This window comes from Chitinophaga fulva (genome assembly GCF_012927205.1).
Classification (GTDB): Bacteria; Bacteroidota; Bacteroidia; order Chitinophagales; family Chitinophagaceae; genus Chitinophaga; species Chitinophaga fulva.
In genome coordinates this window covers 1,168,894-1,193,728 of the sequence record NZ_JABBGC010000004.1, presented here as the reverse complement: position 1 = coordinate 1,193,728, position 24,835 = coordinate 1,168,894, and the positions used below count along the sequence as shown (strand labels likewise).

Sequence of the window (24,835 nt, the reverse complement as noted above, 5' to 3'; positions counted from 1 at the left end):
TTTATTTTTTAGTCATCATTCCGGGGCATATCCGGGTTGAACTGTAAAACGGCTAAAGGTATCTGCAAAGTATAACGGGCGCCATGGGGAGCCAACGTTGCAATGGTCTTGTTGTTGGCATCATAACGGTACACTACAGTCATCTTGTTTTCTGCATCGAGGCGGCGCATATCTATCCAGCGGAGACCTTTATAAGCCAGTTCCAGCCGGCGCTCGCGCATCACGAAGCCCATCACTTCATCTGCATCGGCGGAAGACAACGGTTGGTACACCTCTTTTTTGATGCGACATTTACGGATATCATTCACCTGCGCCAGCGCTTCCGGTAATCTGCCGCCACGGGCGGCCGCTTCGGCGATGATCAGCTTCATTTCTTCTACAGAAGTACCGAAATTGGTGACCGCACCACTGGGATTAAAGGCCACCACGCCCCTTTTGGGATAGCTGTAATCACCAGTGTTCTCATAAAACAACTTCAAACGCAGGTCGCTTACATCAAACATCTTCAGGAAAGCAATAGTAGGATATTCTTTCATAGATGCATTGGTAGAATAACGTGCATAGAGATCAAACGGCCTGATAGCCATATTAGGGATCGCCGATTTATTGGCAATGGTGTTGTAATCCAGTATGGCAGGTGGATTGTCACCCAATGACAACCGGGCATATTTCGTCGCTTCTTCGTAACGGCCGGTATAAAGATACACCCGTGCCAGCACACTATTCGCTGCTGTCACGGCGCCCCGGAAACGGTTAGTGGCGTTGTCCGCCGGCAAATCGGGAATCGCAGCGTTGATATCACTGATGATACGATCATAAATTTCCGCTACGGTACTACGCCGGGGCGTTTCAGCGGAGATATCCACAGACGTCATAAAAGGCACTGCCGGATCTTTGGCTGCTGTAGCGGCATTATATGGTTTGGCGTAGAGATTCACAAGATAGAGGTACTCAAAAGCCCTTCCCAGCAAAGCTTCTGCGCGGATGCGGCGTTTATCCTTTTCTGTTCCGTTACCGGCCTTGTCTATACCCACCAGTACGGCATTATAACGGTAGATGTTACCATAGTGTTTTCCCCAGAAAGCAGGCGGTACTTTGGTATCGGTGCTATACTGGTTGGCCCACAGGTAAACCAGGTCCTCCGGTCTGTCCGGCGTGGCGGGTATGGTGGTCACATCCACGTCATCGGCCAGCAGGTTCAACTCCCGTGCCCCGCTGGAGGTCAGGTCCTGACTGTTCAGGAACAGGTCATAGTCGCTCACATTGGTCAGGATGGTCTTGCCTACAGGCTCTACATCCAGGTATTTTTTGCAGGAAGTGGTGGCCGTAAGCAGGGCTACCAATCCGTATATCTTCCATTTGTTGTACATATGTTACTGTTGATACATTAGAAATTGGTGAACAGACCGATGGTGTACGTTGGCACCAGATACCTTCTGGCATAGTTGCCGGTGGCTATACTGTAGTTGTATTTATTCAACCCTATGGTAGTGATGTTTGACGCCTGTAACTTCACTTCAAAGTTGGTGAAGCCCATACGCTTTATAGCAGGCATTTTCCGAAAGTTGTACGACAGGGTGATATCCCGTAATACGAGGTAGGCGCCGTTGACCACCCTCGTGTTGGCATAGTTGTATACATAAGAGTGATAGCTATTGTATAACCAGTAGGGATAAAGCCCCATCACATCGGTACGTTGTTCATCCCCCTTCTCCCGGAAATAGTTTTCAGCTCCTGCCAATGGCCTGGTAGAATAGATAGAAGGGGCGGGAATCCTTGTCTTAAATCCACCATAGTAGTCAATCATAAAGTACACGTAGAAGTTGCCGATGTCGAAACGGTTACTGATACCGGCAGTGATGGTAGGGATGCCTGCACCGTTGTATTCCAGGTCACTGAAACCTTCGTCCAATGCGGCGTAACCGGGAGATTTCAGTTTTCCGGCGGCATTATACATCAGCGGCAACCCATTGGTGTCCAGTCCGGCATAACGATAGCTGAACACTGCTCCGGCCGGATACCCTACCACATAATTATTAGCCAGATAGGTATAAGAAAGTAACTTACTGTTTACATATAGGTCCTCCACTTTATTCGTGTTACGCGCCAATGCGATACCGGTATTCCAGTTGAACCGCTTCCGGGTGATCCAGTCTGCATGGAGGTTCAGCTCCACGCCCTGATTACGTATAGACGCCGCGTTTAGTTTAGCGCTGCTGGCGCCCTTGGTGGGGTCTAGCTGCGCATCTGCCAGCAGGTCTACACTATTACGCTGGTAATAATCCAGGCTACCGTATATACGGCCCAAAAATCTGAAATCAAGACCGGTGTTCAGGTTTTTAGTCTGTTCCCAACGCAGGGCGGCATTTTCCATGGATGCCAGGTTAAGCGAAGAGGAAGTGGGTGATGTACGCAGGTTGGTGGAATACCTCGCCACTATCTGCGGAATGCTTGCTTTGGAAGTATTACCATTGAAACCATAGGCCACACGGAGTTTTAACGCATCCAGCCAGGTAAGCCCCTGCATGAAAGATTCCTGATCAATGTTCCAGGCGGCGCCTACGGACCAAAGCGGTTTGTAACGGAAACGCGGGTCGGTGCCAAACAGGTTGGACTGGTCTACCCGCACGCTGCCGGTAAGGGAATATTTACCACGGAAAGCATACACGCCGTTGAAATAACCGGATACATAACGGTCGTCCTGGTAGGCTTTTCCAAAGAGCTGATCAAAGTTCAGCGTGGGATTACGGCCCGCGAAATTGGAGACCCAGTAACCGGTGAGTATTTTATTATAATCTACCGGCTGTTGTAACAACGTTTGATCATTGTAACCAAAGGTAGAACTGATAGATGTTTCTGCCACCACCTTACGGTTTTCTGCACCCAGAATAACGTTAAACGAATGCTGGTCGTGAATGATTTTATTGTAGTCCAGCTGGGCACGCAGCGTATAACTGACAGCGCTGATATTCTTTTGATTGATATAACCGCCTCTTGGAATATTAAAGAGAATGCCGCTGGCGGTTTGTTCGGCATAGGCATTCACATACTGATGGGCTTCCGTGGATTTCTCGCTGGCATAGTGTTTCAGGTCTGAACGGGAGTTCTCATAGATACCGCCGAATCTGAAACTGAAGCCATGGCCGATACGATAGGTAAAGTTGGCGATTACTTTATTGTTCACCGTCCTGTTTCGATCATTGACTTCATTCATATTAATCAACGGGTAGTTCATATTATCGTACAACCCTTTCTTAATAATTGTATCGTTAAACACCGGATTCATATAGGAACCAGCGAAGATAGCTGCCGGGCTGCCATCGGCCTTCTGAAAATGTTCGGAGCCATAGACGTCCATAAAGTTGGGCACCGGTGCGATCAGGTCTTTCGTTTCCAGGTAATCGGTGGTCAGCTCCAGTGACAGCCGTTTATTGAAGTTATAGTTAGCCCGGCCGGAAAGCAGGAACTTACTGTCACTGTTGTTCATTTTAGAAAAGCGGTTACGCGTATAATTCGCAGACACATAGTAAGTGGCCTGCTGTGTACCGCCGGAGAGGTTCAGATCATATTGCTGATTAATGGCGGAACGCAGGAACAACCGGCTGTAATCGGCCGCATTGTCATAGGCACCCATGGCAGCAAAACGCTCTTCCAGCTGGGCTTGTGTGATATACCCAGCTTTTTTATCGAGGAGGATATCAAAGCCTGGCTGATAGAAGTTATAAGAGGTACGGTAAGTAGTCCAGTCCGAAGGGACATTAGCACCATCTTTATAAGAATCACGCAGATATTTCAGTGTGGCATCACTGGGGGCCAGGCGGTAGGTATTGTATTTCTCCTTGCCGGTAACGCCCAGGGTGGTACGAAAAGCGAATTTCGTCCGGCCAATTTCGGCTTGTTTACGTTCTATGATGATCACACCGTTGGAAGCGCGTACCCCGTAGATAGTGGCAGAAGCCGCATCTTTGAGCACGGTCACGGATTTGATTTCATTGGGATTGATGGCATCCAGTGTCAGTTCTGTAGGGTAACCATCCACTACGATCAGCGGTTGTTTATTGGCCGAAATAGTGGACAGTCCCCTGATCTGGAACAGGGAGTTCCCTTCAAACTGCATGTCTTTATTGATCAGCACACCCGGCAGTTTGTTCTGAATACCAGACAAAAAATCGGTGCTGATACGGGACTCATATTCTTTAGTGCCAATGGCGGCGACAGCACCGGTGCTCTGTTCCGGGCGGATGCGCTGGTAAGCAGTGCTGACTTCCACCACGCCAAGGCTGTGGCGTCCGAACTTCAGCACTACTTCGGATACGGAGGCCAGGTCTTCTGCTACAAAAGTACGGGGCTCATAGCCTACGCAAGACACCCGTACGGTGGCCTTGGTGGCCACATTTCCGAGGAAGTAAGCACCGTTGCCGGACGTCATGACGCCGGTAGTGCCTACCGCGATGGTCACATAAGGCAGTGGACTGCCCGCTTCATTTTTCACAATACCTTTCAGCATCACGGTACGCTCCTGCTGACGTGCCGCCGGTGACGCTGCTTTTCTGAATACCACCACTGCATTGGGCAGGGCTTTGTATCCGAGGTCTGTGTCCTGCAACAGCTGCGCCAGCGCGTCGTCCAACTGCTTACCGGCACAATGAATGGACATGTCTTTCCAACCGGCGACATCATCTGCCGGGAAAGAAATTTTACATCCGGCCTGTTTACCGGCCTCCGTCAATATCGTTGACAGTGGCTGATGGTCCATTGACAGGCTGATGGTTTTCTGTAAGATCTGGGCATAGCCCAGGTGTACATGCATGGCAAATAATAGCAACAGGCATACTCTCCTCATGATAATAAGGCTTGGTTGATTTTTGAATTCCGTCTTACGGATGATTATAGCGTTGTGATGGTTACAGCATTGCCTGTAACGGAATAGGTATATCCAAGGGTAGTACAGACGATATCCAGTATATCGTTCAGTGATTCAGTCCCATAAAATGCATCGGTAATAGTGACACGTTTTTCTTTGTTCACTGCTCTGTCAAAGGTAAAGTTGACCTGGTAACGGGCAGACAAGCGCTGACAGATCGTTTCAAGGCTTGTTTCGTTAAACAGCAGGTCTTTGGCCATCCATTCCACTTTGGGCGTGACATTCTCCAAAGTAGCCGGTATCGCAGGCTGGCGGTCGCGGCATACCAGCTCCTGGTTTTTAGTCAGCACGGCCATGATTTTGTTTTCCCGCTCCACCCGCACCTTCCCGCTGGTCACTGTGATGGTCACCTGCCGGTCTTTCCCCTGCGTATTAATATTAAAAGCGGTACCCAACACATACGTATACACGTTGGCACACCTTACAATAAAAGGCTGCCGGGCATTTTGGCGGATATCGAAATAAGCTTCCCCGTTTAAAGTCACGAGGCGTTCCGCCTGGTTAAAGGAATCTGACAGTTTCAGGGTACTCCCTGCACGCAGTAGCACAACAGAACTGTCTGGCAGCACGAGGTGCCGGTCATAATTGACTGCCTCGTCCGGCGCCGGTGGCAATGGCGCATGATGTGATGTAACGACTGCCACCGGTTGACGGGTATTGGTTACGGACAATGGATAAAAGTACCGGGCCAGCAGACTGGAAACGGCGATGACAGCAGCAGCAGCGGCCACCCGTTTCCAGATGCGGCGACGGTTAGTGACAGGCTTTAGCATGGCACGTTGCTGAAACAAAGAATACTGATCACCGAGGTAGGCATCATCCGTTACATCCCAGTGAGGCGCTTCGGGAGCGCCGCCCAGGCTTTCATACCATTGCTGCAAAGCTTCCAGTTCAGCATCGCTGCACTGGCCGGCATGATATTTTTCAAGTAACTGATGAAGCTTTTCCTGTTCCATATAGCAGATTGACGTGGCTGCAAAGCGCAACCGTTATCCGTCGTACAAATATTTTTTATTCTAATAAAATGATGATACCGATGTATGACGAACGCCAACCGCCTTACCGTTACTCCCCTTATATATTTTTTTTCACCGGTAGATTTTTAACAAAAGATTTTATCTTTATCCCGCCACCGTTGATGCTTTGATTTGAATCATTTGGATTATCACGAAACACATAAGGACGACCAATCATTATTGTCGCTTTGGGAAAGCGGGGATGAGGCCGCGTTTGCCTCACTGTACCGCCGGTATTTCCCTCAGCTGGTAACAACTGCCTATCAGAAAACCAAAGACCGTTACGTTGCGGAAGAACTGGCACAGGAAAGCCTGCTGGCTTTTTACTACAAAAAGGAATATCGCATCGACAATGTGGCCGCTTATCTCCAGGTGATACTCCGGCATAAGACCTACGATTATTTCCGCAAGGTGATGGTACGGGAACAGCATACTTCCTTAGCTGCACAGCAACAGCCGGCCACCGTGGAAGACACCACCCAACAGCTATACAAAAGCGACTTGCTGAAAGCGCTGCAAAACAGGGTACAGGCCCTCCCCGATCAGTGCCGAACCGTTTTCCTGTTGAGCCGCAACAAACATATGTCCAACCATGAAATCGCCGATACATTGGGCATCTCCGTTAATACCGTAGAGCAACATATGCGGAAAGCCCTCAAAAGATTGAGAGAAGGAATTGTTATTTTATTGCTGATTTCGCTGCATAAATAAAAAATGTCGTAATATACGTTCCCAGGGCTGACGCCCTGCGCTAAGGATTGTCTCGAATGCCCCTGTCGTGAATGAATGCACCGCTTGATTCCCAGGGCTGAAGCCCTGGGTTACGATATCCTCGAATATTTGTTTCACTTTTAAAACTGTAATCCCATGGCATCAGCACTGAATCCGTATCTGACCTTTTCAGACAACTGCGAAGACGCTTTCAACTTCTACAAATCTGTTTTTGGCGGTGATTTCGCTGTCGTAATGCGTTTCAGCGACAGCCCGCCGGAATATGCTTCATCTGAAGACGAAAAAAACAAAATCATGCACGTGTCCCTGCCAATCGGCAACGGTTCCATGCTGATGGGCAGTGACTCCCCTTCACATATGGGTAAAGTTACCGCCGGCAATAACTTCTCCATCGCCATCGCGGCCGACAGTGAGGCTGATGCAGACAAACTATTCAGTGGGCTGTCTGCCGGCGGTAACGCCACCATGCCGATGGCCAAACAATTCTGGGGCTCCTACTTCGGTATGCTGACAGACAAATTCGGCGTGAGCTGGATGGTAAGCTACGACGCTCCACGCGGCTGATCCGGGAAATAACATCTCCTTTAAATAAAATGGCTTCTCCAACAGAGAAGCCATTTTTGCGTAATACACAAAAAATTATAAAAGTCAATTTTACTGCTGACATAAGGTTGTCATACCACCGGAATAGTTTTGTATCAGATTCACATTTAAACACACACTTATGAACAAACAAACTATCCGTGGAGTAGCCACCATCAGCTTTTACGCAGCAGACCATGATGCCGCCAAACAATGGTATACCGAAGTACTGGGCATGGCGCCTTACTTTGATGTGCCGGGCTATGCCGAATTCCGTATCGGCGATTATCAGCATGAACTGGGTATTATTGACAGCCGTTACGCTCCTCCCGGCGCTACAAACGGCCCTGCCGGCGCGGTGCTTTACTGGCATACCGACGATCTGAAAGGCACATTGGACAGGCTGATTGCGCTGGGCGCCACCGAATACCAGCCCATCACCGACAGAGGCCACGGCTTCGTGACTGCCTCTGTTACAGACCCTTTTGGCAATATACTGGGCATCATGTACAATCCTCATTATCTGAATATCCTGGAAAGCAGGACAGCGGCCAACGCCAGTGCCTGACATCCCCCAATACCGGCAGAACGGTCATTCATACCCATGCTGCCGGTATTGGTATCACAGATCAGAAGCCCCATTTTTTCATGACGGCCAGGTCCTGTTTTACTGCCTCCAACGGGGTAAGGGACTGGTAAGATTCCTGCTCCACTATGAAATAGCGGGTACCACCGGATTTGCGGCCCAGGTCTATCACTTCTTTCACAGGGATCACGCCCTTGCCTAATACCGTGCTTTCAAAGGAGCTGCCCATTTCCCCTTTACCGGCAGCCTTGATTTCATCTTTCACGTGCATCAGCTCAAAACGGCCGGGGTATTTGCGCATAATGTCCAGCGCTACGCCGCCGGCATGGTACATATTGCCGATGTCCAGCTGCTGGGCCACCAGTGCCGGGTCTGTATTTTCGAGGATCAGGTCAAAGAGCTTGTGGCCATTCAGTTCCTGGCTGAACTCAAAGTCATGGTTGTGGTAACCGAACTTCATGCCTGACTTACGGCACAGTTCTCCGCTTTTATTGAAAACGTCCATATAGGCCTTGAAGTCGTCATAGTTTTTACGCAGGCTTTCATCCAGCCAGGGGCTGATAACGAATTTCTGGCCTACCGTAGCCGCATCTTCCACCGTGTATTTCCAGGCATCGGTAAAGTCTTTGGTAGCAGGGTCCCAGTGGGTACGGCCAAGTACGGTATGCCCGCTGGGCATGGAAAGACCCAGGTCTGCCAGTACCTTTTTAAACTCCGTAGGGGCATAGCCGTAAAATTTACGGTTCACGTAATTGGCATGTTCCACATTCCGGTAACCCATGGCTGACAGCTGTTTGAGGGTGCCCAATGGGTTTTTCTTCATATCCTCCCGGATAGAATACAGCTGGATGCCCATTACGTCTTTTTTAGCGCCCGCAGCCAGCAACGGCCGGGATAAGAGTGTGGCCCCCGCCAGTGCCAGGGTGCCTTGCCGCAGGAAATTCCTTCTGGAAATGTTCATGTTAATATTGTTTAACAGGGTAATGACGTGGAAATAAAAGGTTGTCCTGTCTAAAATACTCAATTCAGGCTATTTTTTCATAAAAAACAGCCGGCGCATGGGATATCCCATACGCCGGCTGTCATTGCTTATGAATAGGTTGCCTACAGTACTAACATACCCAATAAGTCGGAGGGCAGGTTTTGTGTTGCGTAATCGGCAGGGTGCGGTTTTGATCTCCGATCACCATGGTTTGACCAAGGGCCGCAATTTTGAGTTTAGCCAGTTTCAGTTTGGCTGCTGGTTTCTTTTTCATAATTTACCGGTTTGAGTGATTAGAAATACTAACAATATATAATAACCCAGGCAGACATGAAATCCCGTTTTTACGGGATTTTCCCTGCAGACATACCGCGTGAACGAAAGCAGGCACAGGATTGTTATTTTTTTTCAGGCAGATGTCCAATTTGGTATTTTCCATTTGTTAAGGGGTGTTCCAAAACAATATTCCTAACAACAAAACAGACACATCATGGACGAATTTATGTTGATTTTCCGCCACGAAGATGGCAAAAAAATCGCCTCACCCGAACAAATGCAGATATGGATGAAAGCCACCATGGACTGGATTGGCGGCATCGCTGCACAAAACAAATTTGTACTCGGCAACGGCCTGCTGTTTGATGATGCCCGCGTGGTGCATCACAATAAAATGGTCACCAACGGGCCCTTTGGAGAAATCAAAGAAACGCTGGGCGGGTACATTATCGTGAAAGCCGAATCCGCTGATGAAGCCGCATCTTTTGCCAAAGACTGCCCTATCTTAGGCGGCGAAGGCAATACGGTGGAAGTAAGAAAGATTATCAGAGGAGACGATATGCATTAACTTTATATAACAGCTCCTGCCTCACCCGGCAGGGGCTTTCCTTTCCATTATGCAGCAACAGGAATTAATACCGCATTTATTCAGGACAGAATTCTCTAAGATATCTGCTGTCCTGTGTAAACATTTTGGCATTGAGCATATAGAACTGGCGGAAGATATCGCCAGTGAAACTTTCCTGCTGGCCATGGAAACATGGTCCTACAAAGGCATTCCGGAAAATCCTACCGCCTGGCTGTACGTAGTGGCTAAAAACAAAGCGAAGAATTATTTCGCGCGGGCACATATGTTCCGCGAGAAGATCATGCCGGAACTGAAACAAACGACAGACGCACCTGTTGCCGAGTTAGACCTCTCTGATCAAAACATCAGCGACAGCCTGTTACAGATGCTGTTTGCCGTCTGCCACCCGGTGATACCTGCTGAAGCACAGATAGGCCTCGCGCTGCGCATCCTCTGCGGCTTTGGCATCGATGAAATAGCCAACGCGTTTTTATCGAACAAAGAAACGATCAACAAACGCCTGTTCCGCGCCCGCGAAAAACTGCGGACGGAAAAGATCGCCATTGAAATGCCGGGTACGGCCGAGATACCTCAACGGCTAAACGCAGTGCTCACCACCTTGTACCTGCTTTACAACGAAGGCTACTATTCCGAAAGCCAGGATACCGTGGTCCGCGAAGAGCTTTGCATTGAAGCCATACGCCTCACTAAACTGTTGCTGAACAATCCGCTGACCAACACGCCGGCCGTCAATGCGCTGATGGCACTGATGTGTTTCCATGCATCCAGGCTTCCTGCCCGCAAAGATGAAAACGGCGCACTGATCCTGTACCAGGACCAGGATGAATCGTTATGGAACAAGGAACTGATCTCCGAAGGCGCCTACTACCTGCACGCTGCCTCGCAGGGCAATACGCTGTCCAGGTACCACCTCGAAGCTACCATCGCATGGTGGCATACCATCAAGGAAGACACGCCGGAAAAATGGGATAACATTCTTCAGCTGTACAACCGGCTGCTGCAACTGGAATATTCACCGGTAGCAGCGCTCAACCGCACCTTCGCCCTATCAAAAGTAAAAGGCAACGCTGCCGCCCTTCCGGAAGCAGAGAAACTGGGTCTCTCCGGCAATCCGTATTACCATACCCTGCTGGGAGAACTCTACCAGGGCATCGACAATCAGCAAGCGATGCAACACCTGCAACAGGCACTACAGCTCTCTAAAACACAACCGGAAAAACAGACCATTCAACAAAAAATCGATCATCTCCCGATCACATGATGTTCAACAAAAAACGAGAAGAGGTACTCGCGGTAGGCATTGCCGATCATCAGCTCCTCCCCGTTTATCTGTACGTCCTGGTGGTTCAGGCTGGTCACATGCCGGAAATTAACCACCACTGATTTACTGATCCGTACGAAAATATCCTGTGGCAATTGTTCCAGTAAGGCTTTCAGGTTAATGCCCACCATCAGTTTGCGGTCAGAAAGATGTAAGACACAATAATCTTTGATGCCTTCTATGTACCGGCAATCATTGAACACTACACGGTGCAACCGCCTGTCGGCCCGCACAAACACATGGTCCTGTTGTGTGGCTGCCACCTGCTGCTGTTGCAGTTTCCGGTGTCTTTTCATATCGGCATAGTCCTGCGCTTTTTGCACCGCCTGTGTAAAACGGGTAGGATGCACGGGTTTAACGAGATAATCGATGGCGTTCACATCGTAGCTGTTCAGCGCGTATTCGGCATAAGCGGAGGTAAAAATCACCAGCGTATCTTGCGGCAGCTGCCGCGCAAAGTCCAGCCCGGAGCCACCCGGCATTTCCACATCCAGGAACACCAGGTCCACCGGGTTCAGGTCCATGAAATCAGCTGCTTTGTCCGCACCGGAGAAACAGCCCAGCAGTTGCAGGGATACGTCCTGCGCTGCCAGCAACCGGATTTTCTCCCGTGCCAGCGGCTCATCATCAATGACAATACAGTTCATAAGTTGAAGGTTAAGGCTACCGTATATACTCCGCCGTTATTTTCCGTGAGCAGCGTATGGTCATCAGGATATAACAGCGACAACCGGCGGCGTACATTTTTCAAGCCTGCCCCGCCATCCGCCACAGTGCTACGGGACACCGGATTAACACAGGTAAAATGCAGGCTGCCGGCATCAACGAAAATATGTAAATGAATATAGGCGTTGCCGTTATAATCGTTGTGTTTAACCGCATTCTCTACAAAAGGCATCAGCAGAAAAGGATGCAGCAACACATCCTGTACACCACCATCTACGGTGATACGCACTTCCAGCGCATCGTGACGCAGCTGTTCCAGGTACAGGAAATCCGCTATAAAATCCAGTTCCTGCCGCAGGTATACCTTACCGCTGCCCGACAGGTACAACTGGTACCGCAACAACCGCGAAAGGGAATGCACCACTGCCGACGCGCGGTGCTGGTCCGCATAAATCAGCGTATCAAGATTATTGAGCGTATTAAACAGAAAATGCGGCGATAATTGTTTCTTCAGGTTCTCCAGTTCCGTCTGCAGACTGGCAGTACGATGATAACTGGCCTGTACCCATTGCAAGAACAGCGGTATCGCTGTAGAAGCGGCCACCAGTGACAACATCATCACAAAAAACACCACCATGTCCTTTACCTGGTAAGGCGCAAAAGCTTTTCCTGCTTTCAACATCGGCGCCAGCAACGGCTCTGTCCAGACCGTCACGCCAAACAACAACGAAATCAATGCTAACACGAATACCGCATAGGCATAATACCGGAAACGCAACAACAACCTCGGTACCAGCAGGTACTGGTTCACATACGCCGCCGTGAGTATAAAAAGGGTCGCCAATATTTTCATGAGCGGCTGCCACTGTAACTGAAAGTCGTTCATGCCCACAATGACGTATAACACCACCGCAGGTATCAAATGTTGCAACGCCGATTTAATTATTTTCCGTTGGCTCACTAGTATTTCCATCATTTTCTTGCCGCCGCCGGTAAACGAAATATATAGTCCGCCACACCAACCGGCTGATTTTGTCTACCAATAATACGCGGCCCATCTACTCCTACCCCTATGTGGACGTTGTTGCATACAAACGATCATTGACCATCTCCACGCCCGGCTTCCTATAATACCGGTCCACCGGCAACGTCATCCTCCTTTCATTTGCAAAAAAGAGATATGAGAAACTACTGCTTAGGACTAGGACTCCTGCTGGCCGTCTGCGCCTGCAAAAAAAAAGACAAAGACGACGCCGCTCCTTCCGTACCATTCAAAACTGAAAATGTAGAAAAACAGATCGCTGTTATTACTGATCAAAAGAAAATTCCGGGCATTGCCGTAGCATTGGTAGGCCCGGACGGTATCGTCTGGTCTAAGATTGCCGGTATGGCCAATGTGGAGAAAAAAGAGCCGGTAACACCGAAAACTGTCTTCAAAGTGGGTTCCCTGGCCAAACCATTCATTGGCCTGAGTATTATGCGCCTGGTGGAAAACGGCAAATTAAATCTTGATGCTGACGTGAACGACTACCTTCCATTTAAGGTGCAGAACCCTCACAACCCGACCAAAAAAATCACGTTGCGGCTATTGATGTCACACACTTCCGGCATCTGGGACGCCGTTTACCGCGACCGGATTGCAGAATTCCTGGTCCCTGAAAAAGACCATCCGATGACGCTCGCGGAATATGTACAGGGAATGCTTGATCCTTCCGGGAAGTTCTATGATCCCAGGAGTTTCATGGACGACAGGGCCAAACCGGTATTTTCCTACTCTAACCTGGGCGCCGCGCTGGCAGCCTATATTGTAGAACTCACTGTAAAAGAAAATTTCGATACCTGGACATCCCGCCAGTTCATCACGCCACTGGGCACCACTTCGCTAGTGTGGCATCTGCGTGATTACACCACACAACCTTTCGCCATGCCTTATGACGCAGACCAACAGCCTAATGGCAATTACAGTATGGTGGACTACAGCACCGGCGGATTACACGCCAGCCTGACAGACCTTAGCATCTTTGCCAGGATGTTGGTGAACTATGGCGCCAAAGACGGTAAACAGATTATCGCTACCAGCACACTTGAAGCCATGGGCAAAGTCCAATTCCCGGAAACCCAACCTGTTTATGGCCTTTTCTGGCAGCACCGGAAAGTGGGCAACCAGGATATCTTCGGCCACGGAGGCGATGTACCGGGCAGTCACGCACAGGTATATGTCAACTACGCTACCAAACGGGCTGTGGTAATGATGATAAATGGAGACTTTAAAGGAGAGGAAGACGTGGAATGGTACAAATTGCTGGACATGATGTTTGAGCTCTAAATAAAAAAGCCTCCTTACGGAGGCTTCTTTATGATTTTATCTTTCCAAGCGGATACAATACCTTGCCCAACAGAAAACGCAATACCCTGTGGAGATAACCCGAACGGTTAAACGTTCCCGTGATGTACACGTCCTGATGGGGGTTATACAACATAAAAGACCCGACAGAACCTAAATGGCCCCATACATCATAACGCCGGGTAAAAGGCCACATCCGCACCCGCATCAGCCCCATGCCATAATCCACACCATAGCGGCTTCCCTTCCATGTCATCATCTTTTCCAGGGAGGCAGGGCTTACCACTTTACCTGCTACCAGCGCCTGCATAAACAGCAGCAGATCACCCGATGTGCTGACGGTTTGCCCAGCCGCAAAGATGCTGGTAAGACTGGGATAGTCTTCCACATCAATCTGCTGATTGCCCAATATTATATTGGCTACACGGCCAGGTGCCCATACGGCCGGGGTATTATAATGCAACAAATAAGTATGCTGCATGCCCAGCGGCACAAAGAGGTGCTCCCGCAACGCTTCATGATAACGCAGGCCTGTTACCTTTTCTATCACCAGTCCCAGTAAATTATACCCGGTATCGGTATAGTGGAATTTTTTACCGGGCCGGGACAACGGCGCCATATGCGTTTTGGTCCACTCAATGGTTTCCTCCGGCGTCCAGCGGTGATTGGGCTCTTCGAGTAATATCTCCAGGAAATACTTCCCGCTGCGGGGCTTGTCTTCATAAAAATCCGGCAGCCCGGAAGTATGCGACAGCAGGTGGTCCAGCGTGACCTGGTCCGTATAGTCTTCCCCTTTATACACATGAAGGCCCTGTAACAGGGAGGCCGGCAGATAACGGTCAAGCGGGTCATTCAAATTCAACCGGCCCTGTTCTACCAGCTGCATCACAATCACCGCCGTAAAAGTTTTGCCGATGCTGGCCGTATGCCAGGATTGCGCGGGGTCTGTGTCCATGTGGTGGCTACTGCCGGCAGACAACTCCCAATGGACATTTTTCGGGTCGCTATGCACCAGCATAAAAGCGTTGTAGGTATGGGGGCCGACAGTCATCCTCCAGGCAAGCGATTGCTCCAGTACTGATTTTACCTTTGATGGATTCATAAGGACAAGATGCAGAAAATTCTTTGCTTACCGACATCTGGCAGATGAAATTCCCATAAAATTCTACCACCTGTGCTATTTTGGCAAGAAATCCTACTTTTACGGCATGCTACAGCAGATCAACCAAATGCTCCGGAGAAAATATCCCTTTGAATTCGTCAGGCTCAACAGTATCCTCGTCATCAGTATCCTGGTCAGCCTTATCATTTTTATTTACCAGCCTTTCGGCTTCAGCCAGTACCAGGGCAACAAACCGCTGGGCGCTCTTCCCTTTGGCATTGCTACTTTCGGCAGCCTGTTCTGCTGTAACTATATCCTCAAAGGGAAAATATTAAAACCCCGGATTAGCAGATGGACCATCTTCCATGAGGCGGTATATATCCTCACCGTCTTCCTGGTGCTGGCTTTTTGCAATACCCTGATATTTCTTTTCTTTTTTGAAGACATCGATACTTTTAGAAGCAGTGGCCTGCTTGTTCGGCTGGAGATCCTGCTCCGCGTATTACTGATCACTGTCGCGGTAGGCATATTCCCTGTGACAGCAGTTATTGCTATCCGCTACCACCGGGCCATGCGCCACCATATGGACAGCATCATCCGCAGCGATCAGCAGCTACAGGAAACCAACCCCACACAGGAGCTGGTGTTCCCATCTGCCAATATCACGGAAACACCGCTGCGGATAAACCTTCACGATTTCCTTTTTCTCGAGGTGGTGAAAAACCATGTGCATGTATATCTCTATGTAAACGGGCAGGTAACGTCTACGGTTATCCGTAATACCCTCACCACTATCCTTGAAACGGTGGAGGCGCCAACGCTGTTCCGCTGCCATCGTTCGTTCCTGGTAAACCTCAGTCACATCAAGACCGCCACCGGTAACTCCAACGGCTATAAGATCATCCTAAAAGATTACGAGCACTATCCCATTCCGGTGTCACGGAGTTTTGTGCCCGCTTTCCAGGAGATCATCCACTAGTGACAATTGTTTTCCCGCACGTACAACAACTCCGATAATCCCCAGCCCGGAGCCACAGCACTGGCAGGCTTAAAGTCACGGAAAGTTTGTTCCAGTGTTTGCAGTTTATCGCAAAAACCGCTGTCTGTTTGTTTCATAAAGGCTGCCATCAAGTTTTGGAAAATAGCCAGTTGCAGCTGTGGCCGCGGATTGGAAGGATCCAGGCGGATAGCCTTTTCATAACCGGCCACCACCTCGCGATAATATTTCTGTCCGTTCACAGCAGGGTCCTGCGCTATCATGGCGTAATAATAGTAGCCTTCCAGTGTACATACCTCGGAAGCGTTGGCTTTGGCGTTGCCTTTCAGCACAGCCAGTTTTTCGGCCGCTTCCTGCAACAGGTCCGCCGGCTTGTCTGTAGCCTTGCTCAGCACCAGCTTCAGGTCAAGATAAGTGATGTAATAGTCCGGCAACCATTCTCCGGGGCACAAGCCCGACAATCTTTTTAAAGTATTCACATGATTATACAATCCGCTCATATCCTTCTCTGCTTTCACTTTGTTTAACACCAGTTGTAACTGCTCTTCGCAGTTGATCGTGTTTTGAGCATAACCGGATATCATCATGGTTAAAAAAATCCAAAGTGCGAACATGTTTTTCATTTTGATCTTTTTTAGGTTGATTAAAAACTGGAAACGTCATAAGCGGAGCTGCTCTTCAGCGAGATAAATACCCCGATATAGAAAAAATTGTTACGTGAAGCCATGACCGGCGCGCCCTGGTAAACCCCTTTATCATCGGGCAACGGCGCATAGCGGTAGCCATAGGTATTTTGCCGGCCGGTAATATTGCCACAGGAAGTATACAGGATCACCTGCTTGCTGACCAGGAAAGTGAGATTGGCATCCAGGCTGAAATAGTCCTTGTCAATGGCGTTAATATAGCCGTCGCGGTTAGGGTCCCGGTAAGGCCGGCCGCTGGCGTAGGTAGTGGTAACGCCGGCATAGGTCTTCAGTGCCGGGAAATAATACTTGCCCGACATACGGGCATTATGCCGCGAGGCAAACAACGGCGTGGACATCACAGGAAAATCCCGGTACAGCCGCGCGGCGTCGTTGTAGGAATAAGATACGTTGTATTTCAGGTGTGGCACCGAGGTCTCATCCGAAAAATACACGTCAAAACCGGCGCTTTTGCCATAGCCGTTGGCGTGATACACCTGTTGCTGTAATAATTCCAGCTGGTCGTACTGCTTGTAATAAGTTTCGGCTTTAACGAGCCGCCCCCTGTATTCATACGATGCGCCCAGTATATAATGGGTGGCTATCGACTGCTGCATGTTTTCGTGAGGCGCTGCCAGCACGCTGTTATCGGGCATCTGGTAATATCTGCCCCAGATAGCTGATACCTGGAAATGATCAGCGAGATAGTTGAGCGAAACACGCGGCGAAAAATTCCACGCGCTGCTGAACTGCGCATATTCCATTCTCCCGGATGCATTGGCATATACCCCCGGCAACAGCCGTACCTGGTTATCCACAAACGCGGCATACAGCTGATAATTAACCTGCTGGTCCTGCAACCGGTGCTGCAGCGTATCATGATAAATGGCCCGGTAGCCGCGCAGATACGCTTCCATGCCGGTGCTGAGGCGATAACCAGGCACAATGTTTTTCTCCAGCTTCGCTTTCAGGTGCAACTCCTGTTCATTTTGATGATAGCTGTCGCGCTGAAACCGGGCATTGTCATAACGGTTAGCCACATACGACCCTGCGGCGCCGAAGAATAAGTGGGTGTTGTGGCGTGTCTTCGTCTTCAGGGTGGCGTTCAGGTAATAATTGTCCTGTTGCAGCCGGAAATCCCGCTCGGGGACATTATTGAGGGTGTCTGCAAACGTGCGGATGAAGGCCGTGCGGTCATAGGCGGTGTATAGTTTGAATATCCCCCTGGCGCCGACAGTAGTTTTATATTGCGCTTCTGCGGCGAGCGACTGGTAGGGCTTCTTCCAGGCATAGCGGTCGGGCAGCACTTTATTGTACAATGTGAGGTCGGTGAAATTCACATTCGCAGAAAGGGAACTTTTACGGAACGCCACTGAACCACCGCCACCGGCGCTCAGCGGTGAAAAGTTGATGCCCGCTTTGGTGCTTCCGGCCACGTCTTTGGTGTCCATAGGCAGCACGGCCGACAAGGCCTGCCCAAACTCCGACTCATAACCACCGAGGGAGAAATTGATTCCCTGGAAAAGAAAAGGGGAAAAACGGCCACGGGCCGGCATGTCCTGGGCGGTAACGGAATAAGGGCTTAATACGTGCATCCCGTCAATGAACGTCTGTGTTTCGCGGTTGTCACCTCCGCGGATGTACAGTTTACCGTCCTCCCCTACTTTCTGGGTACCGGGCAGCGACATCAGCGCGCCATAGATATCACCGTTGGAACTGCCGGTCATGACCACATCCAGTGCGTCCAGCTTTTCCAGTGTGCGGCTTTTACCAAGACTGAAAGTGCTGGCGCGCACCACTACTTCCTCCAGTGCTTTCTCCCGGACGGACAACAGGATTTTCAGTTGTCCCATCTGGTCCACCGGCGCAGTCAGCCGGAAATCTTTATACCCCACATAACTGGCCCCTAATGTTACGGTGCCGGTTTGTGTGGTCGTAAAACTGAATTTCCCCGTTTTATCGGAAGAGGCCCCGTCGAGGGTACCGGTAATATATATATTGGCGCCTTCCACCGGTTGACCTTTAACATCGGTCACCATGCCGGCAATTTGCTGCTGCCCCTGACCGGTCAGCCGCACACATAAAAAGATAAAAAACAGGAAAAAACTGCGGTACATATGTCTTGTATTTTGTCGGTGCCCCCTGATGGACACGACACAATACTAAATCATCATACACTGGTTTTCATTTAGTTATGACAAACAACAAGCCTTTGGGACGGATGACTAAGTAATGGGACGGCGTGTTAAACAGCGGGACGGACAGAGCGGCTTTTTCTTCTGTTAACCATCCTTGCAAAAGTGTTAATGAGTGTTAATCCGGCCTTGCCGGCATAGTGGCTTCGGCTATCTTTGTAAGATGGATTTTATTGTTAAACGGATATGGTGGATCACCATCCCTACCGCGCTGGCGGTGCTGGCCTTTCAGTTGTACTGGCTGCGGACCGCCTGGCTGGGGCAGCAGACCGCCTTTGTGCAGGTGGTGTCTGACGGCTTGCAAAAAGCCTATGACCGTGCCGTGATCGGTTCCGTTAAACAACTCGAAGGCCAGCTACAAAAAAAAGACACCTTACGGGTCCAGCCCAATAAGCGGACATTCCAGTTCAGCACCGGCACTTTCACCGATACCATCCCTCTCTCCTCCGACAGCACAGGCCTGGTGAAAGTCATCGCCAGAGATACCAACCGCAAGGAAGACAATACCGTATTTCAACAGAACTTCCGGCTACAGGACGTAGGGGCGGACATGAACCAGTTCCTCGCCAGTATTTTTGCCTTCAGCAACATCGCTAAAATAGATACCGCCCTGCTGAATAAATATTATCAGGAAGAACTGAACAACCGGCATATCTCCCTGCCTTTTGTTATTCATATTATAGATAAAGACACCACTATTACGGCAGACGAGCACATGGCCGTTATCCGTTCCACCTCCCTTCAATCGCGGCGCACCATCGCAGCACAGTTCGAGGGCGCCGCTACCTTCCTGCTGGTTAAAATACTCTGGCCGCTGGTGCTGTCTTTCTTTTTGATATTACTTATCACCGGTTGCATATGGATATTGTGGCGGATCATCATCCGGCAGAAAAAACTGGAGACGATGAAAAACGATTTCATCAGCAATATCACCCATGAACTGAAAACGCCGGTAGCCATCCTCACCGCCACCAACGAGGCACTGCTGACCTTCGGCGGCAGCAAAGACCCGGAAAAAACAGAACGGTACCTGCGCCTGGAACAGGATGAGCTGCATAAACTACAGGGACTGGTAGACAATATCATGGCGCTCACCCGACTGGAACATAACGACGAGCCACAGGAAACCCTGGAACTGGTATCCATCCCCATGCTGTTGAAAACAGTCGGGGCCCGCTTCTCGGGGTTGCCCGGCGTACAAATACAGACCGCCATACAGGTGGCCCGGGAAGAGCTGCTGACCCAACCGGCCGCCTTACGTACCGTGCTGTCCAATCTATTGGATAACGCGATCAAATACACACCCTCGGATGTTAAAAAGATCATGCTGACCGTCACCGAGTCGCCGCAACATTACCGGTTCATCATCAGGGACTATGGCATTGGCATCGACAAGGCCCATCTGCCATACATCTTTGATAAGTTTTACCGCGTATCGCAGGGCAACCTGCATACGGTCAAAGGTTACGGACTGGGGCTGAGCCATGTGAAAAGCCTGCTGAACAGGATAAACGGCACCATTAACGTAGACAGCGTCCCGGGGCAGGGCAGCACATTTACCATTGAACTGGCAAAACGATGAAACAACAGATACGTTTACTACTGGTAGAAGATGAAACAGTACTGGCCGGCGTTGTAAAAGAAACGCTGGAAATGAAAGGCTTTGAAGTGATCTATGCCGCCGACGGACAGGAAGGCTGGCAGCTCTACCGTCAGCACCAGCCGGACGTATGTGTGATAGACGTGATGATGCCCCGCAAAGATGGCCTCACATTGGTACAGGAGATCCGTGCCACCGATACCCATACCCCGCTGATATTCCTCACCGCTAAAAGTGAAGTACAGGACGTGCTGAAAGGTTTTCATGCCGGCGCCGATGATTATATCAAAAAGCCGTTCAGCATGGAAGAGCTGATACTCCGCATTCATGCCCTGCTGAAGCGGACCCTCGCCCCGGCTGCACCTGCTGCCAGTCAGGGCCAGCTCAGGCTGGGCAACTACCTGTTCGACTATCCCCGGCAGGAACTGCACTATGGCGGCGAGACCCGGCGCCTCTCCCAGCGGGAAGCCGATCTATTGAAGATGCTGGCCGACAATGTCAATAACATCACCTCCCGCAAAGACATGCTGCTCAGCATCTGGGGCGACGACAGTTTTTTCAATGCCCGTAATATGGACGTATATATTACCCGTATGCGCAAGTACCTCCAACAGGATGAAAACATCCAGATCGTGAACGTACGCGGCCGCGGCTTTAAACTACTCGTCTGATTTTTTAACACTCATTAAGAGTATATACATATTCGTTAACCAATTCCCCGCATACAGCCTGGTAATTTTACCGCATGAAAAAATTGATGCGTAAAATATACCTGCCGGGCATCCTGTTATTGTCTTTCCTTACAACAACAGCCCAGCAACGCCAGCAACAAACACAGATCGGCGATGCCGCTACCGGCAAAGCACTGGCCGGTGTATCTGTTAAAATTACTTCCCTGGGTGATACTGCTGTTATTCGTACGGTCATGACCGATACACAGGGAAAAATATCCTTCTCACTTCCTGATGGTCACTATAAGTTATACCTGCACAGTCTGGGTTACACCGACAGCACCCTTTCGTTCAGCATACCTGCCGGACGTTTTCCCACGCTCCCTGCCACCATTGCGTTGCAGGCCGGCAGCACACAGCTGCAGACTGTCACCATCAAAGACAATACACCGCCGGTACAGATGAAAGGCGATACCATTGAATACAACGCCAATAAATTCAAAACAAAAGATAATGCCGTAGTAGAAGAGCTGCTCCGTAAACTGCCCGGCGTACAGGTAGAGCGCGACGGCAGCATCAAAGCACAAGGCGAGACCGTACAACGCGTGCTCGTGGACGGTAAAGAATTCTTCGGCAGCGACCCCGCCATCGCTACGCGCAACCTGCCCGCAGACATGATCGATAAAGTGCAGATACTGGACAAACAAAGCGATATGGCCGAATTCACCGGCGTGGCCGACGGCAAACAGGCGAAGACCATCAACCTCGTTACCAAAAAGAACCGGAAACGTGGCTACTTCGGCAACGTGAACGCCGGCATCGGTACCATGGACCGTTACGAAGGCGGCATCAACGCTAACAGCTTCCTCAATGACATGCAACTGTCGCTCCTGTTGAAAGGCAACAATGTGAATAAATCCGGCTTCAGCGCATCTGAACTAATTAAAATGGCCGGCTCCAATCCTGATATGTTCAACAACCTGCCACCAGCCGCCTTGTCGGAGCTCATGAACATGAGTGGCGTGAAAATTATGGGCACGCCCGAAGCCCTCGCGGAAATAGCCCGTCCCATCGGCCTCACCGATACCCGTTTCGGCGGCGCCAACTTCAACAACGACTGGAATAACGGATTCAAACTGCGCAGCAGCTACTTCTTCAATGAAAGCAATTCACGCAACAACTACGACTACGCCCGGCAATACCGGCTTACCGATACGGCCTATAACTATCTGCAGAACGGCAACACCACTAACTACAATATGAACCAGCGTATTGACTTCACTGTGGAAACACCGCTAAACTCCCGCACCACGCTGAAACTGATACCACATGCAGACCTGAACCATTTCAATAACAGCCAGGACCGCACGTTCCGTTCCTACACCGCCGACGGTGTCACCTTGTTGAATGACGGTAGTCAAAATACCCACAGCACCGGCGACAACCGCCTCGGCTCCATGGAAGTACAACTCCGCCACCGCCTTGCGAAGCCGGGCCGTACGCTGATGCTCACCGCCAAACCGGAATACTATGAGAACAGCACCACCTTACAGAACCAGTTCAATAGCACCTTCTTTCATCTCCCTACAGGCGAAAAAAACAGCCATACAGATCAACAAATGATCAGCAAATCCAAGGTATCAGCGATCAGCGGAAACATCGTGTATACAGAGCCGTTATCAAAGACGCAGAGCCTTCAGCTGGGGCAACAGCTGTACTACAGCGACGGCGCGTACGACAGGCAGACCAACAACCGCAGCAGCAGCGGTGCTTACGATGACATCGACCCGTTGTACAGCGACAACTACAACACCCGCAAATGGCAGCACACCACCAAAGCAGTACTGGCCGGCAACTATAAGCGTTTCCGTTATACCGTAGGCGCCGGATGGCAACGCAGCAATATTAACGGGCACTCCGGCCTGAAAGGCTACAACATCGACCGGCAGTTTCAGGCATGGCTGCCGGAAGCTTACGCTGAATACAAAACCAACAACAAACAAAGACTGACGTTCCGCTACAACACCGTCGCTACTACGCCTGCTGTCAGCAATCTCCAGCCGCTGACAGATAACACCGACCCGTTGTATGTCCGTCGCGGTAATCCGCTGCTGGACCAGGAGAAGAGCCATCGATGGTCTCTGTCGTTCAACCAGGTAGCACCCACTTCCGGTAATTCCGTGTATGCCACGGCCGGTTTTAACTGGTACAGCAGCCAGGTGGCCGACAGCACCAGCATCGATAAAAATACCGGTCAGCAGTTAATTATTCCGGTGAACGTGCGCGGTAACTACCAGGCTAATTTTTCTGCCGGCAAAAGCATTACGATCGCTCCGCGCAACTCATCGGTATCACTGGGTTTCACCGGCACCTACTCCCGCAATACGTTGTATAATAACGGTGAAGCTAACACGAACACCATCCTCACACTGGCGCCTGATGTACATATCAACTACTATCCGGCAGACCGTGTCAGCATCAATGCCTCCGGCAGCGCCACCTGGAACAACCGCCGCTTTGCTATCCGCAACGGGCTTCCGGAAAAGAACTGGCTGCTCAATTACAGCGTCGAAAGCATCGTTGTACTGCCGTGGAACATGACATTCGAAACCAGCCTGGAAGGTTTCTCTGCACTGGGTTTGGCGGCCGGGTACAACAACACCATTTTATTATTGAATGCTGGCCTCAACAAAGAAATCGGTAAACACTTCTCCCTGCAACTGGCAGCCAAAGACCTGCTGAACAACAACGCCGGTATTAACCGTATTACCGGCAACGGCTATATCGAAGACCGCAAAAACAACGCGCTGGGCCAGTACTTCCTGCTCAGCGGCATTTATAAATTCAGACATTTTCCTAAATCAAAAAACAAATAACAATGAAAGGCATTCACCTTATCCTGCTCACGGCTTTTTTCCTCACCGGATTCACAGCCACCGCACAAGACAAAACACAGGGCGTGATACATTATGATCTGACCATGTTCCTGCACGCATCTCTCAAACCTGACCAGCTTCAGTATAAAGACATGATACCGGAAACGGCCAACAGCCAGGAAGTGTTGTATTTCAAGGGCAACAAATCGAAGATCAGCCGCCAACAACCGGAGGAGCTTCATACAGAAGAAGGAGCCAATGTAAAAATTCAAATGGGCAACAACGAACTCGCCTTTTATGAAGATGGCGCCAGTGGCAAAGCATGGGCGCTGACAGAAGCCGGTGGTAAAAAAGTCCTCACACAAAAAGAACATCCTGATGCCGATAAAATCCGCGCTGGTAAAAACACACGTACCATCCTGGGTTTTGTATGCAAAGAGGTAAACGTACAAAGCAAAACTGGTCCGCTCACGTTGTGGGTGACATCGGAACTGCCTTTCAGAGGCGGGCCGCTGCACACCTGGACATCGGAGGGCGCTGTATTGGGAGTAGACTCCAAAAAATTCAAAGCAGTCGCCACAGCGATCAACTATGAACCCGTAAAAGAAGATGTTGTTAATATCCCCTCGTTGTAAGTTTTAGATAGATGTAAAAACAAAAGGCAGCAAATCCTTGCTGCCTCTTTGTTTTTTG

Annotated in this window: 21 protein-coding genes; 11 read left to right on the top strand and 10 right to left on the bottom strand. The window is 50.1% G+C overall.

Annotated features, from left to right (window positions below):
• Positions 1-8 precede the first annotated feature (8 nt).
• Genes HHL17_RS33240 through HHL17_RS33230 form a run of 3 tightly spaced genes read right to left on the bottom strand, consistent with a single transcriptional unit; the run spans position 9 to position 5,880 of the window.
• On the bottom strand, positions 9-1,370 hold the full coding sequence (locus HHL17_RS33240; RefSeq protein ID WP_169229098.1) for a RagB/SusD family nutrient uptake outer membrane protein: 1,362 nt from the start codon (positions 1,368-1,370) through the stop codon (positions 9-11).
• Positions 1,371-1,387: 17 nt separating this feature from the next.
• On the bottom strand, positions 1,388-4,843 hold the full coding sequence (locus HHL17_RS33235; RefSeq protein ID WP_169229097.1) for a SusC/RagA family TonB-linked outer membrane protein: 3,456 nt from the start codon (positions 4,841-4,843) through the stop codon (positions 1,388-1,390).
• A gap of 44 nt (positions 4,844-4,887) precedes the next feature.
• A complete protein-coding gene (locus HHL17_RS33230; RefSeq protein WP_169229096.1) occupies positions 4,888-5,880 on the bottom strand; it encodes a FecR family protein in 993 nt (330 codons plus the stop codon).
• A 201-nt stretch (positions 5,881-6,081) separates the two neighbouring features.
• Here HHL17_RS33230 and HHL17_RS33225 point away from each other — a divergent pair, with 201 nt between their 5' ends.
• From HHL17_RS33225 to HHL17_RS33215, 3 genes are all read left to right on the top strand, one after another.
• A complete protein-coding gene (locus tag HHL17_RS33225; RefSeq protein WP_169229095.1) occupies positions 6,082-6,651 on the top strand; it encodes an RNA polymerase sigma factor in 570 nt (189 codons plus the stop codon).
• Between the two features lie 156 nt (positions 6,652-6,807).
• Positions 6,808-7,236 carry a VOC family protein gene (locus HHL17_RS33220; RefSeq protein ID WP_169229094.1) on the top strand — a complete coding sequence of 143 codons (429 nt, stop codon included), beginning with the start codon at positions 6,808-6,810 and terminating at the stop codon, positions 7,234-7,236.
• A 160-nt stretch (positions 7,237-7,396) separates the two neighbouring features.
• Positions 7,397-7,822, top strand: a complete 426-nt coding sequence (locus HHL17_RS33215; RefSeq protein WP_169229093.1) for a VOC family protein — start codon at positions 7,397-7,399, stop codon at positions 7,820-7,822.
• 61 nt (positions 7,823-7,883) lie between these two features.
• Here HHL17_RS33215 and HHL17_RS33210 read toward each other — a convergent pair whose 3' ends face one another.
• Both HHL17_RS33210 and HHL17_RS33205 read right to left on the bottom strand, forming a co-directional pair.
• Positions 7,884-8,801 (bottom strand): sugar phosphate isomerase/epimerase family protein, encoded by a 918-nt coding sequence (locus HHL17_RS33210; RefSeq protein ID WP_169229092.1) that lies wholly within the window; start codon positions 8,799-8,801, stop codon positions 7,884-7,886.
• 151 nt (positions 8,802-8,952) lie between these two features.
• Complete coding sequence (locus HHL17_RS33205; RefSeq protein ID WP_169229091.1) at positions 8,953-9,096, bottom strand: hypothetical protein; 144 nt, start codon at positions 9,094-9,096, stop codon at positions 8,953-8,955.
• Positions 9,097-9,312: 216 nt separating this feature from the next.
• Between HHL17_RS33205 and HHL17_RS33200 the strand changes: the two genes are divergently transcribed.
• Both HHL17_RS33200 and HHL17_RS33195 read left to right on the top strand, forming a co-directional pair.
• Positions 9,313-9,666, top strand: coding sequence for a YciI family protein (locus tag HHL17_RS33200; protein WP_169229090.1), 354 nt, complete (start codon positions 9,313-9,315; stop codon positions 9,664-9,666).
• A 49-nt stretch (positions 9,667-9,715) separates the two neighbouring features.
• Positions 9,716-10,948, top strand: coding sequence for an RNA polymerase sigma factor (locus HHL17_RS33195; RefSeq protein WP_169229089.1), 1,233 nt, complete (start codon positions 9,716-9,718; stop codon positions 10,946-10,948).
• On the opposite strand, the gene HHL17_RS33190 is transcribed toward HHL17_RS33195, so the two are convergent.
• Positions 10,930-11,655, bottom strand: coding sequence for a LytR/AlgR family response regulator transcription factor (locus HHL17_RS33190; protein WP_169229088.1), 726 nt, complete (start codon positions 11,653-11,655; stop codon positions 10,930-10,932). The two genes, HHL17_RS33195 and HHL17_RS33190, sit on opposite strands and share 19 nt — an antisense overlap.
• Positions 11,652-12,650, bottom strand: a complete 999-nt coding sequence (locus tag HHL17_RS33185; protein WP_206156245.1) for a sensor histidine kinase — start codon at positions 12,648-12,650, stop codon at positions 11,652-11,654. The genes HHL17_RS33190 and HHL17_RS33185 overlap by 4 nt, the downstream gene beginning before the upstream one ends.
• A 204-nt stretch (positions 12,651-12,854) precedes the next feature.
• On the opposite strand from HHL17_RS33185, the gene HHL17_RS33180 reads away from it, so the two are divergent.
• Positions 12,855-14,000 (top strand): serine hydrolase domain-containing protein, encoded by a 1,146-nt coding sequence (locus HHL17_RS33180; protein WP_169229086.1) that lies wholly within the window; start codon positions 12,855-12,857, stop codon positions 13,998-14,000.
• 28 nt (positions 14,001-14,028) lie between these two features.
• Here the strand turns inward: HHL17_RS33180 and HHL17_RS33175 are convergent, their stop codons facing one another.
• The gene (locus tag HHL17_RS33175) at positions 14,029-15,120 is read right to left on the bottom strand and encodes a serine hydrolase domain-containing protein (protein ID WP_169229085.1); all 1,092 of its coding nucleotides are present in this window, start codon (positions 15,118-15,120) and stop codon (positions 14,029-14,031) included.
• Between the two features lie 571 nt (positions 15,121-15,691).
• Between HHL17_RS33175 and HHL17_RS34005 the strand changes: the two genes are divergently transcribed.
• Complete coding sequence (locus HHL17_RS34005) at positions 15,692-16,099, top strand: LytR/AlgR family response regulator transcription factor (protein WP_394353310.1); 408 nt, start codon at positions 15,692-15,694, stop codon at positions 16,097-16,099.
• Here the strand turns inward: HHL17_RS34005 and HHL17_RS33165 are convergent.
• Both HHL17_RS33165 and HHL17_RS33160 read right to left on the bottom strand, forming a co-directional pair.
• A complete protein-coding gene (locus HHL17_RS33165) occupies positions 16,096-16,740 on the bottom strand; it encodes a hypothetical protein (protein ID WP_169229083.1) in 645 nt (214 codons plus the stop codon). The genes HHL17_RS34005 and HHL17_RS33165 overlap by 4 nt on opposite strands.
• A gap of 20 nt (positions 16,741-16,760) precedes the next feature.
• A complete protein-coding gene (locus HHL17_RS33160) occupies positions 16,761-18,917 on the bottom strand; it encodes a TonB-dependent receptor (protein WP_169229082.1) in 2,157 nt (718 codons plus the stop codon).
• A gap of 241 nt (positions 18,918-19,158) precedes the next feature.
• Here HHL17_RS33160 and HHL17_RS33155 point away from each other — a divergent pair, with 241 nt between their 5' ends.
• The 4 genes from HHL17_RS33155 to HHL17_RS33140 all read left to right on the top strand — a co-directional run bounded on the left by HHL17_RS33155 (position 19,159) and on the right by HHL17_RS33140 (position 24,777).
• Positions 19,159-20,577, top strand: coding sequence for a sensor histidine kinase (locus HHL17_RS33155; protein WP_169229081.1), 1,419 nt, complete (start codon positions 19,159-19,161; stop codon positions 20,575-20,577).
• Positions 20,574-21,266 (top strand): response regulator transcription factor, encoded by a 693-nt coding sequence (locus HHL17_RS33150; RefSeq protein ID WP_169229080.1) that lies wholly within the window; start codon positions 20,574-20,576, stop codon positions 21,264-21,266. Before HHL17_RS33155 ends, HHL17_RS33150 begins: the two co-directional genes overlap by 4 nt.
• Positions 21,267-21,340: 74 nt before the next feature.
• Complete coding sequence (locus HHL17_RS33145) at positions 21,341-24,142, top strand: outer membrane beta-barrel protein (RefSeq protein WP_169229079.1); 2,802 nt, start codon at positions 21,341-21,343, stop codon at positions 24,140-24,142.
• A gap of 2 nt (positions 24,143-24,144) precedes the next feature.
• Positions 24,145-24,777 (top strand): hypothetical protein, encoded by a 633-nt coding sequence (locus HHL17_RS33140; RefSeq protein ID WP_169229078.1) that lies wholly within the window; start codon positions 24,145-24,147, stop codon positions 24,775-24,777.
• Positions 24,778-24,835: the final 58 nt, after the last annotated feature.

What these genes read in the sequence shown, in the direction of transcription:
- HHL17_RS33240 (WP_169229098.1), bottom strand. Translation starts at nt 1,370, where the DNA reads ATGTACAACAAATGGAAGATATACGGATTGGTAGCCCTGCTTACGGCC.
- HHL17_RS33235 (WP_169229097.1), bottom strand. Translation starts at nt 4,843, where the DNA reads ATGAGGAGAGTATGCCTGTTGCTATTATTTGCCATGCATGTACACCTG.
- HHL17_RS33230 (WP_169229096.1), bottom strand. Translation starts at nt 5,880, where the DNA reads ATGGAACAGGAAAAGCTTCATCAGTTACTTGAAAAATATCATGCCGGC.
- HHL17_RS33220 (WP_169229094.1), top strand. Translation starts at nt 6,808, where the DNA reads ATGGCATCAGCACTGAATCCGTATCTGACCTTTTCAGACAACTGCGAA.
- HHL17_RS33215 (WP_169229093.1), top strand. Translation starts at nt 7,397, where the DNA reads ATGAACAAACAAACTATCCGTGGAGTAGCCACCATCAGCTTTTACGCA.
- HHL17_RS33210 (WP_169229092.1), bottom strand. Translation starts at nt 8,801, where the DNA reads ATGAACATTTCCAGAAGGAATTTCCTGCGGCAAGGCACCCTGGCACTG.
- HHL17_RS33205 (WP_169229091.1), bottom strand. Translation starts at nt 9,096, where the DNA reads ATGAAAAAGAAACCAGCAGCCAAACTGAAACTGGCTAAACTCAAAATT.
- HHL17_RS33200 (WP_169229090.1), top strand. Translation starts at nt 9,313, where the DNA reads ATGGACGAATTTATGTTGATTTTCCGCCACGAAGATGGCAAAAAAATC.
- HHL17_RS33195 (WP_169229089.1), top strand. Translation starts at nt 9,716, where the DNA reads ATGCAGCAACAGGAATTAATACCGCATTTATTCAGGACAGAATTCTCT.
- HHL17_RS33190 (WP_169229088.1), bottom strand. Translation starts at nt 11,655, where the DNA reads ATGAACTGTATTGTCATTGATGATGAGCCGCTGGCACGGGAGAAAATC.
- HHL17_RS33185 (WP_206156245.1), bottom strand. Translation starts at nt 12,650, where the DNA reads ATGATGGAAATACTAGTGAGCCAACGGAAAATAATTAAATCGGCGTTG.
- HHL17_RS33180 (WP_169229086.1), top strand. Translation starts at nt 12,855, where the DNA reads ATGAGAAACTACTGCTTAGGACTAGGACTCCTGCTGGCCGTCTGCGCC.
- HHL17_RS33175 (WP_169229085.1), bottom strand. Translation starts at nt 15,120, where the DNA reads ATGAATCCATCAAAGGTAAAATCAGTACTGGAGCAATCGCTTGCCTGG.
- HHL17_RS34005 (WP_394353310.1), top strand. Translation starts at nt 15,692, where the DNA reads ATGCGCCACCATATGGACAGCATCATCCGCAGCGATCAGCAGCTACAG.
- HHL17_RS33165 (WP_169229083.1), bottom strand. Translation starts at nt 16,740, where the DNA reads ATGAAAAACATGTTCGCACTTTGGATTTTTTTAACCATGATGATATCC.
- HHL17_RS33160 (WP_169229082.1), bottom strand. Translation starts at nt 18,917, where the DNA reads ATGTACCGCAGTTTTTTCCTGTTTTTTATCTTTTTATGTGTGCGGCTG.
- HHL17_RS33155 (WP_169229081.1), top strand. Translation starts at nt 19,159, where the DNA reads ATGGATTTTATTGTTAAACGGATATGGTGGATCACCATCCCTACCGCG.
- HHL17_RS33150 (WP_169229080.1), top strand. Translation starts at nt 20,574, where the DNA reads ATGAAACAACAGATACGTTTACTACTGGTAGAAGATGAAACAGTACTG.
- HHL17_RS33145 (WP_169229079.1), top strand. Translation starts at nt 21,341, where the DNA reads ATGAAAAAATTGATGCGTAAAATATACCTGCCGGGCATCCTGTTATTG.
- HHL17_RS33140 (WP_169229078.1), top strand. Translation starts at nt 24,145, where the DNA reads ATGAAAGGCATTCACCTTATCCTGCTCACGGCTTTTTTCCTCACCGGA.